This window comes from Azospirillum soli (assembly GCF_017876165.1).
In the GTDB taxonomy this organism is placed as follows: domain Bacteria; phylum Pseudomonadota; class Alphaproteobacteria; order Azospirillales; family Azospirillaceae; genus Azospirillum; species Azospirillum soli.
This window is the reverse complement of the sequence record NZ_JAGINQ010000001.1, coordinates 85,052-97,603: the sequence shown is the minus strand read 5'-3', so window position 1 is coordinate 97,603 and position 12,552 is coordinate 85,052. Positions and strand designations below refer to the sequence as shown.

General features: G+C 67.1%; 14 protein-coding genes. 9 read left to right on the top strand and 5 right to left on the bottom strand.

Annotation, left to right across the window (positions count from 1 at the left end; all coding sequences use genetic code 11):
• Positions 1 to 104: 104 nt before the first annotated feature.
• Positions 105 to 1,070, bottom strand: coding sequence for a DnaJ C-terminal domain-containing protein (locus J2852_RS00470; RefSeq protein ID WP_211112053.1), 966 nt, complete (start codon positions 1,068 to 1,070; stop codon positions 105 to 107).
• A gap of 33 nt (positions 1,071 to 1,103) precedes the next feature.
• Positions 1,104 to 1,571, bottom strand: a complete 468-nt coding sequence (locus tag J2852_RS00465; RefSeq protein ID WP_209869290.1) for an RT0821/Lpp0805 family surface protein — start codon at positions 1,569 to 1,571, stop codon at positions 1,104 to 1,106.
• A 173-nt stretch (positions 1,572 to 1,744) separates the two neighbouring features.
• On the opposite strand from J2852_RS00465, the gene pdxH reads away from it, so the two are divergent.
• The gene (gene pdxH / locus J2852_RS00460) at positions 1,745 to 2,353 is read left to right on the top strand and encodes a pyridoxamine 5'-phosphate oxidase (RefSeq protein ID WP_209869287.1); all 609 of its coding nucleotides are present in this window, start codon (positions 1,745 to 1,747) and stop codon (positions 2,351 to 2,353) included.
• Positions 2,354 to 2,394: 41 nt separating this feature from the next.
• Positions 2,395 to 3,318 (top strand): cation diffusion facilitator family transporter, encoded by a 924-nt coding sequence (locus tag J2852_RS00455; protein ID WP_425514341.1) that lies wholly within the window; start codon positions 2,395 to 2,397, stop codon positions 3,316 to 3,318.
• A 115-nt stretch (positions 3,319 to 3,433) separates the two neighbouring features.
• On the opposite strand, the gene J2852_RS31345 is transcribed toward J2852_RS00455, so the two are convergent.
• Positions 3,434 to 3,706, bottom strand: a complete 273-nt coding sequence (locus J2852_RS31345; RefSeq protein ID WP_246499279.1) for a hypothetical protein — start codon at positions 3,704 to 3,706, stop codon at positions 3,434 to 3,436.
• Between J2852_RS31345 and J2852_RS00450 the strand changes: the two genes are divergently transcribed.
• From J2852_RS00450 to J2852_RS00420, 7 genes are all read left to right on the top strand, one after another.
• Positions 3,686 to 4,858 carry a methyl-accepting chemotaxis protein gene (locus J2852_RS00450; RefSeq protein WP_343206642.1) on the top strand — a complete coding sequence of 391 codons (1,173 nt, stop codon included), beginning with the start codon at positions 3,686 to 3,688 and terminating at the stop codon, positions 4,856 to 4,858. The two genes, J2852_RS31345 and J2852_RS00450, sit on opposite strands and share 21 nt — an antisense overlap.
• 240 nt (positions 4,859 to 5,098) lie before the next feature.
• Positions 5,099 to 5,341, top strand: coding sequence for a hypothetical protein (locus J2852_RS00445; RefSeq protein WP_209869281.1), 243 nt, complete (start codon positions 5,099 to 5,101; stop codon positions 5,339 to 5,341).
• A gap of 151 nt (positions 5,342 to 5,492) precedes the next feature.
• Positions 5,493 to 6,317 (top strand): MBL fold metallo-hydrolase, encoded by an 825-nt coding sequence (locus tag J2852_RS00440; RefSeq protein WP_209869278.1) that lies wholly within the window; start codon positions 5,493 to 5,495, stop codon positions 6,315 to 6,317.
• Between the two features lie 13 nt (positions 6,318 to 6,330).
• Complete coding sequence (locus tag J2852_RS00435; RefSeq protein ID WP_209869274.1) at positions 6,331 to 6,768, top strand: acetyltransferase; 438 nt, start codon at positions 6,331 to 6,333, stop codon at positions 6,766 to 6,768.
• Between the two features lie 71 nt (positions 6,769 to 6,839).
• A complete protein-coding gene (locus tag J2852_RS00430; protein ID WP_209869271.1) occupies positions 6,840 to 8,069 on the top strand; it encodes an SLC13 family permease in 1,230 nt (409 codons plus the stop codon).
• 201 nt (positions 8,070 to 8,270) lie between these two features.
• Positions 8,271 to 9,254: a glycosyltransferase gene (locus J2852_RS00425; protein ID WP_209869269.1), complete on the top strand. Its 984-nt coding sequence runs from the start codon at positions 8,271 to 8,273 to the stop codon at positions 9,252 to 9,254.
• Positions 9,248 to 10,831, top strand: a complete 1,584-nt coding sequence (locus J2852_RS00420) for a hypothetical protein (RefSeq protein ID WP_209869266.1) — start codon at positions 9,248 to 9,250, stop codon at positions 10,829 to 10,831. The genes J2852_RS00425 and J2852_RS00420 overlap by 7 nt, the downstream gene beginning before the upstream one ends.
• Here J2852_RS00420 and J2852_RS00415 read toward each other — a convergent pair whose 3' ends face one another.
• On the bottom strand, positions 10,832 to 12,001 hold the full coding sequence (locus J2852_RS00415) for a CobW family GTP-binding protein (RefSeq protein ID WP_209869264.1): 1,170 nt from the start codon (positions 11,999 to 12,001) through the stop codon (positions 10,832 to 10,834).
• Positions 11,971 to 12,453, bottom strand: coding sequence for a Fur family transcriptional regulator (locus tag J2852_RS00410; protein WP_209869261.1), 483 nt, complete (start codon positions 12,451 to 12,453; stop codon positions 11,971 to 11,973). Before J2852_RS00410 ends, J2852_RS00415 begins: the two co-directional genes overlap by 31 nt.
• Positions 12,454 to 12,552: the final 99 nt, after the last annotated feature.

The following is a 12,552-nucleotide window of genomic DNA, read 5'->3' as shown; positions in this document are numbered from 1 at the left end:
AGGCCGTTTCCGGCAATTCGCGACAATTGATGAATGCATGCGGCGACCGCATCAACCGCTTTCGGGCTCGGCCTTTTCTTTGACACCGGCGGCGGGGGAGGGGATTATTCCAGCCCCGCCTTCCGGCGCACGTCGTAGCTGCGCGTCTTGGCCCATTCCTCGACGAACTTCACCAGCTCCGCGTCGGGCGGGTCGGGAAGGACGACCTTCAGCTTCACATACTGGTCGCCGGCCTGCTTGGTCTTCTGGTTGACCACGCCTTTGCCGCGCAGCCGCAGGGTGGAGCCGGTGTTGGACCCCGGCGGCACCTTCACGGCAACCGGACCGCTGACCGTCGGCACGCGGATGGTGGCGCCGAGAACCGCCTCGTTCAGCGTGATCGGCACCTCGACGTGGATGTCGCCGTCCTGGCGGGTGAAGAAGGGGTGCGCCTCGACGTGAACTTCGATGATGGCGTCGCCGGCCGGCAGGCCGCCCATACCCGGCAGGCCCTGGCCCTTCAGGCGCAGCTTCTGCTGGTCCTCCGTCCCCGGCGGGATGGTGACGTCGATGCTCTTGCCGCTGGACAGGTTGATGCGGCGCTTTGCACCCTGCGCGGCGTCGATGAAGGACACCGTGACGGAATAAGAGATGTCCGTGCCGCGCGCCTTCGGCCCGCCCGACGACGATCCGCCGGTCCCGCCGCTGCCGCGCCGCCGGCCGCCGCCGAACAGGTCGGAGAACCAGTCGTCACCGCCGCCGCCCCCTCCGAAGAAGGAATCGTCGGCGTTGCTGTAGGCCCGGCCGCGGTTGGAATAGGCGTGGCCCCGGCCGCCGAATCCGTGGTGCCGCTCCTGGCCGGAGGCGTCGATCTCGCCACGGTCGAAGCGGGCGCGCTTCTCGGGATCGGACAGCAGCGTGTAGGCGGCCGAGATCTCCTTGAAGCGCTCTTCGTTGGCGGCGTTCCCCGGTTTCAGGTCGGGGTGGTGTTCCTTGGCGAGCTTGCGATACGCCTTTTTGATGTCGTCGGAACTCGCCGAGCGGCTGAGGCCGAGGATGTGATACGGATCGCGCGTGCTGGACACGGACAAGGACTTCCCACCCCGGAAACCGGAGACTGATGGTTACGAATTGGCGACGATCTTCCACGTACCGTCGGGCTGTTTGCAAGCGGTTCCGTATGCCAACTCCGTGGTGCCCTTGACGGTCACGGTCTGCTGATACTCCCGGCAATACTGGCCGGCGTTGTTGTAGCCGTCGCGGATCGAGGTGATCGTGCCGGAGTTGCCCGTCTGCGGGTTGGTCCAGCCGGCCTTCTCGCCGATCAGCCCGCCATAGGCGCGGCGCGCCGCGACCTCGGCCTGCGCCTGGTCGGACTTGTCGAGACCGGCGACGACGTCCTTGCTGATGAAAGCGCCGAGCAGCGGGCCCACGCCCAGCGACGCCAGCTTCGGGTTGCCGGTGCCGTACTGCGAGGCGATGCTGCCGCCGATCACGCCGCCTTCGGTCTTGGCCTGATCCTTCCCGCTGCTGGCGCAACCCGTGAGCAGGGCGATGGCCATCGCCGCCGGGACCATCTTCTTCACGAACATCGAGAGTGCCTTACGATAGGTTTGGGCGAAAGGTTGGATGCCGCCGCGCCGGACGGATGACGCTTCGGCGGTCACTCATATATGCGAGCTTATGCTATCTGTGAATTGGCCTGTGAGTTGAGACCAAGCCGTGACCGGCATTTCTTCCCGCAAAGGGGCAAGACGAGGCAACCATGAGTGAGAGCACTGACCGCGACCCGTACGAGCTGTTCCAGGAGTGGATGGAGGAGGCGGGCCGAAGCGAGCCCAACGACCCCAACGCCATGGCGCTGGCCACCGCCGACGCGAACGGCGTGCCGTCCCTGCGCATGGTGCTGCTGAAGGGGATCGACCCGCGCGGATTCGTCTTCTACACCAACACCGAAAGCCGCAAGGGCGAGCAGATGCTGGCCAATCCCAACGCCGCCCTGTGCTTCCACTGGAAGACGCTGAAGCGCCAGGTGCGCGTCGAAGGCGCGGTGGAGCAGGTCACCGACGCCGAGGCCGACGCCTATTTTGAAAGCCGCCCGCGAGAAAGCCGCATCGGCGCCTGGGCCTCGCAGCAGTCGCGTCCGCTGGAAGGCCGGTGGGAGCTGGAAAAGCGCGTTGCCCAGTTCGCCGCCAAGTTCGCCATCGGCCATGTGCCGCGCCCGCCGCACTGGACCGGCTTCCGCATCCTGCCCCGCCGGATTGAGTTCTGGCAGGACCGCCCCTTCCGCCTGCACGAACGCGTCCTTTACATCCGCGACGGCAACCCCGATGCAACTCCGGTGCGGTGGACGACCGAGCGCCTTTACCCCTAAGACTTCCCCCGGCCCCGCCAAGAAGGGCTGGAGGAGACATCATGATGACCGAAGCGCACACCGACCGGCTGCGCCGCCACGCCACCTACGCCAGCGTGGCGGTGGCGACGGCGTTGATCGCGGCGAAGCTGATCGCCTATCTGACGACCGATTCGGTCAGCATCCTGTCATCATTGATCGATTCCAGCACCGACCTGATGGCCTCGGTGGTGACCCTGTTGGGGGTGCGCACGGCGCTGCGCCCGCCTGACCGGGCCCACCGCTTCGGCCACGGCAAAGCGGAGGCGCTGGCAGCGCTGGCCCAGGCGGCCTTCATCGGTGGCTCGGCTTTGTTCCTGACCATCGAGGCGGTGCGCCGCCTCGTCCGCCCCGAACCGATCGGGGAAGGGGCGATCGGTATCGGGGTCATGCTTCTGTCCATCGTCCTGACCGCCGGCCTGATCGCCTTCCAGCGCCATGTCGTCACGGCGACGGGATCGGTCGCCGTCGGGGCGGACCGGCTGCATTACTCCGGCGATCTGCTGATGAACACGGCGGTCATCACCGCCATCCTGCTGACCGGCTGGACCGGAATCGGCGCCTTCGACCCTCTGTTCGGCCTGGGCATCGCCGCCTTCCTGCTGCACGGCGCGCGGGGCGTGGCGAAAGAGGCGCTGAACGTCCTGATGGACCGCGAACTGCCGGAGGAGGATCGCGCGCGCATCGCCGCCCTGGTCAAGGCCCATGCCGACGCGCGCGGCATGCACGACCTGCGCACGCGCAGCACCGGCACCGGCGTCTTCATTGAACTTCACCTGGAACTCGATCCGCAACTGACGGTGGCTGTCGCGCACGACATCACCGACCGCATCGAAACCGAACTGCGCGACGCCTTTCCGAACGCCGAAGTCATCATCCACCAGGAACCGGCCGGGCTTGCGGACGAGAGATTGGATAACCGGATCGCCAGGGGCAGCTTCGGCTGAGCGGCAAACCCTCCACCGGAAGGCGTGACATACGAAAGACGGAGAGTGGTCTTACCCCCTATGGTGTTGCAGGATTGCAAGAATCGGGCAATACTTGCCACGGGGAGTAAGCGTTCTACAAACTCTCACCATAAAAACGGTGGTAAAAATGGACAGTGCGCTCGGCAACCGCGGGCATCTGATCGCGGACATTGCCTCCGAAGCCGGTAACCTCGGCATCGAGATCGCGGACATCGCGGGGCACGTTGAAGACGTAAATGGTCGTCTCGGCCATCAGGCCAATGTTTTTGCCCAGCTGCGTGAAACCGGGACCAAGATGTCCCAAAGCACGATGCGCATCTCCGCTGCCTCCCTGGTGGCGCGCAACGTGACCGAACAGGCTCGCCAAGAGGTTGAATCCTCCCACGACCGCGTGCAGCGGTCGATGGCCGACATCCATTCGCTGGTCGCCGCCGTCGGCGGCATGGAAGGGCAGATCGCCGGTCTTCAGGAAGCGCTGGACCGCGTCGGCCGGGTCGCCAAGGAAATCTTCGCCATCGCCAAGCAGACCAACCTGCTGGCGCTGAACGCCACCATCGAGGCCGCGCGCGCGGGCGAGGCCGGGCGCGGTTTCGCCGTCGTCGCCAACGAAGTGAAGGCCCTGTCCAAAAAGACCAGCGAGGCGACGACGGAGATCGACGCCACGCTGAAATACCTGAACGACCAGGCGCAGCGGCTGATGACCGAAAGCTCGGCCAGCGCCAGCAAGGCGCGCGCGGTCAGCGAGGGGACCACGGCCATCGGCGCGGTGATCGAGACGGTCGGCCGCGCCATGAACGAACTGCACAACGAGACCGACAAGATCGACGCCGCCTCGTCCGAGATCGGCGTCAACTGCGACGAGCTGGAACGCGAGATCACCGACCTCGCCGTCGGCGTTCAGCTGTCCAGCGAGAATCTGGCGCAGGCGCGCGACCGTGTGAACAACCTGCTGGGCATGAGCGAGCGCCTGATCGGCATCACCGCCGAACTGGACGTGGAGACGGTGGACACGCCCTTCATCCGGCTGGTGCGCGAGGCGGCTTCCAAGATCTCCGCCAACTTCGAGGACGCGCTGGCGCGTGGCGAGGTCAGCGAGGCCGACCTGTTCGACAAGGCCTACCAGCCGATCGCCGGTTCCAACCCGCAGCAGCACATGGCGCGCTTTACCCAGTTCTGCGACCGCGTGCTGCCGGGAGTTCAGGAGCCGGTGTTGAGCCAGAACGACCGCATCGTCTTCTGCGTGGCGCTGGACACCAACGGCTATCTGCCGACCCACAACCGAAAATTCAGCCAGCCGCAGGGCTCCGATCCGGTGTGGAACGCGGCGAACTGCCGCAACCGCCGCATCTTCAACGACCGCGTCGGGCTGGCCGCCGGGCGCAACACCAAGCCGTTCCTGTTGCAAACCTACCGCCGCGACATGGGCGGCGGAAAGTTCGTGCTGATGAAGGATGTGTCCGCCCCCATCACCGTCCGTGGCCGGCACTGGGGCGGCCTGCGCGTGGCCTACAAGGTCTGATACCGAAGGGGTTTGATGGTTTCCATCAAACCCCTTCGATTAAAGCCCGGCAGCACATGGCGCAGCCATGTGCGAGAGGGGCATACGGCCGGCCGAACATGAAGCATTCATGCGCCGGCCGTATGACCTGGAGGTTGAGCCGAGCACTGGGCTTTGTTCATATATCAGTTTTCCGGCTTCATGTTTCAGCCCTGACATAAATGCGAAACATGCATATGGTGGTATTCATCACCAGATGAGGTGATTCGCATGCAAGCAATCGGGACGGGCCTGCAAGAGCCGGGAAGGGGCATCGACGTCATTCGGGAGGCCGTCGACGACGTGTTGTGCGCCGATGTCATTTCAAAAGAAGAGAAGAAAAGCGTTCTGACCCGTCTGGCCGTTCTGAAGACGGCTTTGGATTGCGCCGACAACGCCTGTCGTGGCTGCGACAACCGGGCGGACTGCGGGCGGCTGGTCGAGGGGATTTTGGCGTCGAACTGACGCCTCAAACTGGTGCCTCGCCGTCCGGGTGGGGATCGCGCACCTCTTTGGAGACGCGCAAGGCTGTGACGACCGTCACCGCACCGCCCGGAATCCGTGCTAAACTGTCATGTTGCCGGTTGATGAACCGGTGCCATGGTGCGAGGGGCGCATGGGGTTCTCGGTCACTTTCTGGGGGGTGCGCGGCACCGTTCCGTGCCCGAATCCCTCGTACATGGGATATGGCGGCAACACCAGCTGCGTCGAAGTGACGGCGGGGGACCACCGCATCGTGATCGACGCCGGGACCGGCATTCGCGCGTTGGGCAAACACTGGCTGAAGGACGGTGTCACCGAGGCCACGCTGCTGCTCAGCCACACGCACCTCGACCACATCAGCGGCTTTCCCTTCTTCGCGCCGGCCTACACCAAGGGGTTCGGGCTGCGCATCGTCTCCGGCCACCTCTCCGGCAACCCGAGCATCGAGGCAGTGATGGCCCGTCAGATGGAACGGCCACTGTTCCCCGTGCCCCTGCGCACCATGGGCGGCGACATCAGCTTCGTGGAGATCGCGGCGGGGCAAAGCTTCCCGCTGGAGGGCGGCATTCAGGTGCGCACCGCCCCCCTGAACCACCCGGACGGCGCCACCGGCTACCGCATCGAGTATGCGGGCAAGGCCTTCGTCTATGTCACCGACACGGAGCATGTCCCGGGCCAGCCTGACCGGAACGTGCTGGACCTGATCGCCGGCGCCGACCTCGTCCTCTACGATTCCACCTACACGGAGGAGGAGTGGCGGCAGCGCATCGGTTGGGGCCATTCCACCTGGGCCGAGGGCGTCCGGCTGGCCCGCGTGGCGGGCGTGAAGCGCCTTGTCCTCTTCCACCACGACCCCGACCACGACGACGCCGCCATGGCGGCCATCGAAGCCGCCGCCCAGGCGGAATTCCCCGACTGCTTCGCCGCACGCGAAGGGACGACGGTGACGTTGGTGTGATAGACCGGCGGCCATGATAATTCGTCTTCAGACCGCCGAGGATCACCTCCAACTCGTCGCCATTTGGCTCGACGCGGTGCGGGCCACCCATCACTTTCTGTCGGAGGAGGAGATCCAGTCGTTCCTGCCTCTGGTCCGCGATGTCTGCCTGACCGCGCTTGAAGTGTGGGTGGTAGAGGATACGCCCGGCGAGCCGCTTGGCTTCATGGGCCTCGACGGTGCCAAGGTCGAGGCTCTCTTCGTCGCTCCCGCGCATCACGGGCGCGGCATCGGCAGGGCGCTTCTGGCACACGCCGAAGCGCTGAAGGGCCGGCTGACCGTCGATGTCAACGAACAGAACCCAGAGGCAGTGGCCTTCTACAAACGGTGCGGCTTCACGCAGACCGGCCGTTCCGACCTCGATGGCATGGGCAAGCCCTTCCCGCTGATTCACATGGCGCAGGTTCCATAGACGGAGCAAAGCGACGGTGCGGCCCAACCAACAGGCTGGCACGGTGCTCGTGGTGGGCTATAAGCGCGCTCATGACCGCCACCATCGTCGCCCTGTTCACCGCCACCTATCTGGGCATGGCGCTGGGCCGTTTTCCCGGACTCCGCATTGACCGCACGGGCATCGCGCTTGTCGCCGCGATCCTGCTGCTGGGCATCGGCGCGCTTGATTCCCGTCAGGTGGTCGAGGCCATCGACTTCCCGACCATCTTCATCCTGTTCGGGCTGATGGTCCTGTCGGCGCAATATGCGGCCAGCCGCTTCTACGACTGGTGTGCGCTGCGCGTCGCGCAAGGAGCCCGCTCGCCCGCCCGCCTTCTCGCAGTGACCGTCGTCGTGGCCGGGGGGCTGTCGGCGGTACTCGCCAACGACGTGGTGGTCTTCGCCATGACGCCGATGCTGTGCGTCGGGCTGATGGCGCGCGGCTTGGACCCCCGGCCCTACTTGATCGCGCTGGCCGGGGCCGCCAACGCCGGCTCCGCCGCGACGGTCATCGGCAACCCGCAGAACATCCTGATCGGGCAGATGGGCCACCTCGACTTTTGGCGCTTCCTCGGCGTCTGCGGGGTGCCGGCGCTCGTCGGCCTCGCGCTGGTCTATGGCGTGGTCTGGCTGGTGTGGCGCAACCATTTCGGCCTGCCCACCGCCGACCACGCCGCCGAGCCGGTCGCGCTGGACCGCGCCCAGCTGGCCAAGGCGGTCGTCGCCACGGTCGCCCTGCTGGCGCTGTTCGCGACGCCGCTGCCGCACGAGACGGGCGTGCTGCTGGTCGCTGGGGCCATGCTGGTCAGCCGGCGGCTCGCCACGCGCGGCATGCTGGGCGTGGTGGACTGGCATCTGCTGGTGCTGTTCGCCGCCCTGTTCGCGGTCAACCACGCGCTGGGCCTGACGGGCCTTCCCGCTCAGATGGTCGGCTGGTTGGAGGGGGCGGGGCTGCTGCCCGACCGGCTGGCGGTGATGGCGCCGCTGGCGCTGGCGGCGAGCAACAGCATCGGCAACGTGCCCGCCGTGATCCTGCTGCTGTCCGCATGGCCGTCGCCGCCGGAAGGCGCGCTCTACGGTCTGGCCGTTCTATCGACCCTGGCCGGCAATTTCCTGCTCCCCGGCAGCCTTGCCAACATCATCGTGGCCGAGCGGGCGGAGGCGTCCGGCGTCCGTCTAGGCTTTATCGAGCACGCTCGCTGCGGCGTTCCCATAACGCTGCTGTCCATGGGGTTCGCGGTTCTTTGGCTGTGGGGCACCGGCTGGATGCGTCTCTTCTGACGGGACCACGTCTGACGGGTCCTTGGGGATTCCGCGCTATGCGAAAGACAGGGCGCCTCTCCGTCCGGATCATTGCCCGGACCTGACTCAGCGAAAACCTAGGGCTTGTGTGCGGCGCGGCGGGCACCTCCGCCGGCTGTCCTGCCGTGGCCGCGCCGTGTCGCTTCCTGTCGTCCGGCACAAGACGGAGAGCCGATCCGCATGTCCGAAGCCCTCACGCCCAGCGGCGCGCCGCCCGGTGCCGCCGCACACGTGATCGCGGTCGTCGTCACGCACAACCGGCTGTCGCTGCTGCGCGGCTGCGTCGCGGCCATCCACGCCCAGGAGCCGAGGCCCGGCCGCATCGTCGTGGTGGACAACGGCTCCACCGACGGCACGGCGGAGTGGCTGACCGAACAGCGCGAGCGCATCCCCGAACTGATCGTCGTCCGCCAGCCCAATGTCGGGTCGGCCGGGGCCTACCACACGGCCTTCGAGACGGCGCTGCGCTTCGGCGCCGAATGGATCTGGAGCACCGACGACGACGGCATCCCGGCGCCCGGCGCGCTGGCCGAACTGCTGCGCCAAGGCGAGCGGCACGACCTCGACCTCGTCGGCCCGATGGTCGTGGCGGCGGAGGATCAGGCCGACCTCGCCTTCGCCATGCATGGCCACACCCGCGCGGCGACCTTCGTCGCCTCGGCGTGCGACGGGATCGTCCCCGACGCCATCGCGCTGTTCAACGGCACCATGCTGCGCCGCCGGGTGTTCGAGCGGATCGGCAACGTCAAGCGCGAGATGTTCATCTGGGGCGACGAGTGGGAGTTCACGCTCCGCGCCCGCCGCGCCGGGCTGAAGGACGGCACCGCCGTGCACGCCCGCCACGTCCACCCGCGCAACCGCCGCACCCAGAGGCCGCTGGCCGGCGGCCTGCTCGGTACCGTGGAGGAGATGCCGGCGAACCGGACCACCTATTTCTTCCGCAACATGGGCTACATCCACGCGACCTACGAGCGCGAGGCCATCGCCCGCATGATGGCGAAGTACACGCTGTACTTCCTCGTCCACCGCCGTTTCGACCTGAAGGGGCTGCGCGGCTTCTGGTCCGACTACCGCGCCGGCCTGCGCAACCGGTACCCGGACGATCTCCGCTCAGCACCGGCACTCGCCATCGTCCCGCCCCCGGAGGAGCCCGCCTCATGCTGAACCAGGACAGCCTCGGCTGGCACGCGCCGGCACGTTCCGACGCCGCACTGCTGTGGCCGGCGGCCCTGCTGGCCTTGGTCGCGGCGGTGGTCCCTGTCTGGATGTTCGAGATTCCGGCGCTGGGTGACTACGTCAACCACGTCACGCGGATGTACGCCCTGACTTATCTGGATCAGGATGTTCCGCTTCAGCAGTACTACACGATCCGTTGGGCCATCGTGCCCAACCTCGTGATGGACTTCCTGGTGCCGCCGCTGGCCCTGCTGGTCGGGCTGCACACCGCCTGCAAGCTGTTCGTCACCGCCAGCTATCTGCTGCTGGTCAGCGGCACCATGGCGCTCTACCGCGCGGTCTGGGGCCGACTGGGGCTGGGGGCGCTGGCCGGTACGCTGTTCCTCTACACCATGTCCACCTACATGGGCCTGTTCAACTACCTGTTCGGGCTTGGGCTGGCGCTGTGGGGAATCGCGCTGTGGATCGGCTTGGCGGACCGCAACGCCTGGGTGCGCGGGCTGGTCTCGCTGGTCTTCGTGCTCGTGCTGTTCGCCTCGCATCTCTTCGCGCTGGGCCTCTACGGGATGACGCTTCTGTGCTCCGAGGCGTGGCGCCTGATGGGTTCGGGCGATTGGCGCCAGCCGCGCCGAGCCTTGCCGGACCTGCTGGCCTTTGCGCTGCCGTTCCTGGTCGTGCCGCCGCTGCTGCTGCTGAGCCCGTCGTCGGGCTACGCCGACGCGGTGATGTGGGTCGGCACGGCCAAGCTGATGGGCTTCGACTTCCTGTTCGGCGCCTACGCCGACGCGGTCGGCTACGTCACCGGCGCCGCGATCGGGATCGGCGTGCTGTGGGGCCTGTGGAGCGGGGCGCTGCGCGTCCACCCCGTGGGCGTCCTGACCATCGCGCTGGGGCTGGTCGTCTACGCCGCGATGCCGCTGGTCCTGTTCGGGTCCTGGTTCGCCGACAGCCGCCTGCCCATCGCGATCATGTTCGTCGCGCTGGGCTTCGCGCGGTGGGAGCTTGCCAGCGGCGCGATGCGCGCGGCCTTCGTCTCCGTCGTGCTGGCCCTGTCGCTGCTGCGCAGCGCCGATGCTGGGGTGGCGCTGGCCAAGGTCGATCCTCTGCTGGAGGAAGTCCGCCAGTCCATGACGCTGATCGAGCCGGGCAGCGCGGTCCTCTCCACCTACGCCGACGAGTCCCTGCGCAAGTCGCTGTTCCGCCCCGCCCAGTTCACCGATGACCGAGCCCTGGCCTTCGGGCTGCACCACACGCCGGTGCTGGCGCTGATGGACCGGTCCAGCATGGTGCCGATCGCCTTTACCCATCCGGGCAAGCAGATCCTGCTGCTGAAGCCGCCCTATGTGGACCTGGACGGCTCCTTCACCTACATGCCGCGCATCAGCTACGTCGCCGACGCGGTGCGGAACCCGACCGCGCGCGACAACCACTATTGGACCAACTGGCCGAAGCGCTACGGCTACGTCTATGTCCTGTTCACCGAGCCGAGGCAGGCGAACCCGGTGCCGGAGCACCTGACCCTCCTGCGGGAGGGCCGGCACTTCCAGCTCTACAAGGTGAAGTGATCAGGCGGCGGCGTTGCGCACGAACTGGTCGAACAGCGGCTCGATCACCGTCTGGCCGAGGTCGCGGGTGATGAACACGATCTTGGAGCGGTGGTCGTCGCTGGGCCACTCGTCCAGCCGGACCGGCGGGTGGAACATGTGCTGGACGCCGTGGACCACCACCGGCAGCTCGCTTTCCTTCACGTTCAGCAAGCCCTTGATGCGCAGCAGGTTCTCGCCGCCGGTGGCGATCAGGGCCTCCATGAAATCGACAAAGCTGTTCCATCCGATCGGCTCGTCCACCACCATGCAGAAGGCGCGGATGTGGTCGTCGTGCCTGTTCGCGTCGTGGTGATGATGCCCATGGTCATGATCGTGCCCGCAGTCGGGACCGCAGGCATCGTCATGCTCGTGGTCATGCCCATGATCATGATCGTGGTGATGGTGCCCATGGTCGTGATGCCCGTGCTCGTCCCGGTAGGCTTCTTCCCTCAGCCAGCGGGCCACGTCGGGGCTTTTGGTCTCCGGATTGAAGAGGCCGGCGTCGAACAGCTGCCTCGGGTCCACGTCGCCGTGCGCGGCCGGGATCACCGGAGCGGCCGGGTTGATGGTGCCGAGCCGCTGGACGAGCGCTAGCGTCGCGTTCGGCGTCGCCACGTCGGTCTTGGTCAGCACGATGCGGTCGGCGACGGCGGCCTGCTTCACGCTCTCCGGCTGGCGGTCCAGCTGGTTGGAGCCGTGCACCGCGTCCACCGTGGAAATGACGCCGTCCAGCCGGAAGCGCGCGGCCAGCAGCGGGTCGCTCATCAGCGTGTGGATGATCGGGGCGGGGTCGGCGAGGCCGGTCGTCTCCACCACCACGCGGTCGAACTCCGGAATCTCGCCCTTCACGCGCTTCAGGAACAGGTCGCGCAGCGTGTCCACCAGATCGCCGCGAATGGTGCAGCAGAGGCAGCCGCTGTCCATCAGCACCATGTTCTCCGACGCCTTGGCGACCAGCAGATGGTCCAGCCCGACCTCGCCGAACTCGTTGATGACGATGGCGGTGCGGGCCATGCCCGGATGGTGCAGCAGCTTTTGCAGCAGCGTGGTCTTGCCGCTGCCGAGAAAGCCGGTCAGCACCGAAACGGGCAGGCGGGCGGGAGGGGCGGCGACGTCGCTCACGGACTCTTCTCCTGACAATCGGTGCACATGCCCCGCACCTCGACGGTGGGGCGGTTCACCCGGAAACCGCGCTCGGCGGCGGTGGTGTCGATGGCGGCGCGGATTCGCGGGTCGTCAATCTCAACAGCGTTGCCGCACGCCTCGCACACCAGGAATTGCCCGGAATGCACGGCGCCCGGTGCGGCGCAGCCGATGTAGGCGTTCAGCGACTCGATCCGGTGGACCAGACCCTGCTCCACCAGGAATTCCAGGGCGCGGTAGACGGTCAGCGGCGCGGTGGACTTGCCCTCGCGCTGGCTGAGATCTTCCAGAATGGCGTAGGCGCCGCGCGGCCGGTGGCTGGTCCACACCAGTTCCAGCACCTGCCGGCGCAGGGCGGTCAGCCGCGCCCCACGCTCCGCGCACAGCGCATCGGCGCGCGTCAGCGCGTCGGCGATGCAGTGCGTGTGGTCGTGGTCGGCGGGGCGGGCGGCGGACATGCTGTTACTCTATAACATCGCCCCGCCGGTTTCCAGACGGGCGCCAAAGAATGAGGGGCGGCCCCTCGCGGAACCGCCCCCTTCAGGCGAGTGTCGCTG

Excerpts from the sequence above, each read along its gene's own strand:
- J2852_RS00465 (WP_209869290.1), bottom strand. The coding sequence starts at position 1,571 with ATGTTCGTGAAGAAGATGGTCCCGGCGGCGATGGCCATCGCCCTGCTC.
- pdxH (WP_209869287.1), top strand. The coding sequence starts at position 1,745 with ATGAGTGAGAGCACTGACCGCGACCCGTACGAGCTGTTCCAGGAGTGG.
- J2852_RS00455 (WP_425514341.1), top strand. The coding sequence starts at position 2,395 with ATGATGACCGAAGCGCACACCGACCGGCTGCGCCGCCACGCCACCTAC.
- J2852_RS00440 (WP_209869278.1), top strand. The coding sequence starts at position 5,493 with ATGGGGTTCTCGGTCACTTTCTGGGGGGTGCGCGGCACCGTTCCGTGC.
- J2852_RS00435 (WP_209869274.1), top strand. The coding sequence starts at position 6,331 with ATGATAATTCGTCTTCAGACCGCCGAGGATCACCTCCAACTCGTCGCC.
- J2852_RS00430 (WP_209869271.1), top strand. The coding sequence starts at position 6,840 with ATGACCGCCACCATCGTCGCCCTGTTCACCGCCACCTATCTGGGCATG.
- J2852_RS00425 (WP_209869269.1), top strand. The coding sequence starts at position 8,271 with ATGTCCGAAGCCCTCACGCCCAGCGGCGCGCCGCCCGGTGCCGCCGCA.
- J2852_RS00420 (WP_209869266.1), top strand. The coding sequence starts at position 9,248 with ATGCTGAACCAGGACAGCCTCGGCTGGCACGCGCCGGCACGTTCCGAC.
- J2852_RS00410 (WP_209869261.1), bottom strand. The coding sequence starts at position 12,453 with ATGTCCGCCGCCCGCCCCGCCGACCACGACCACACGCACTGCATCGCC.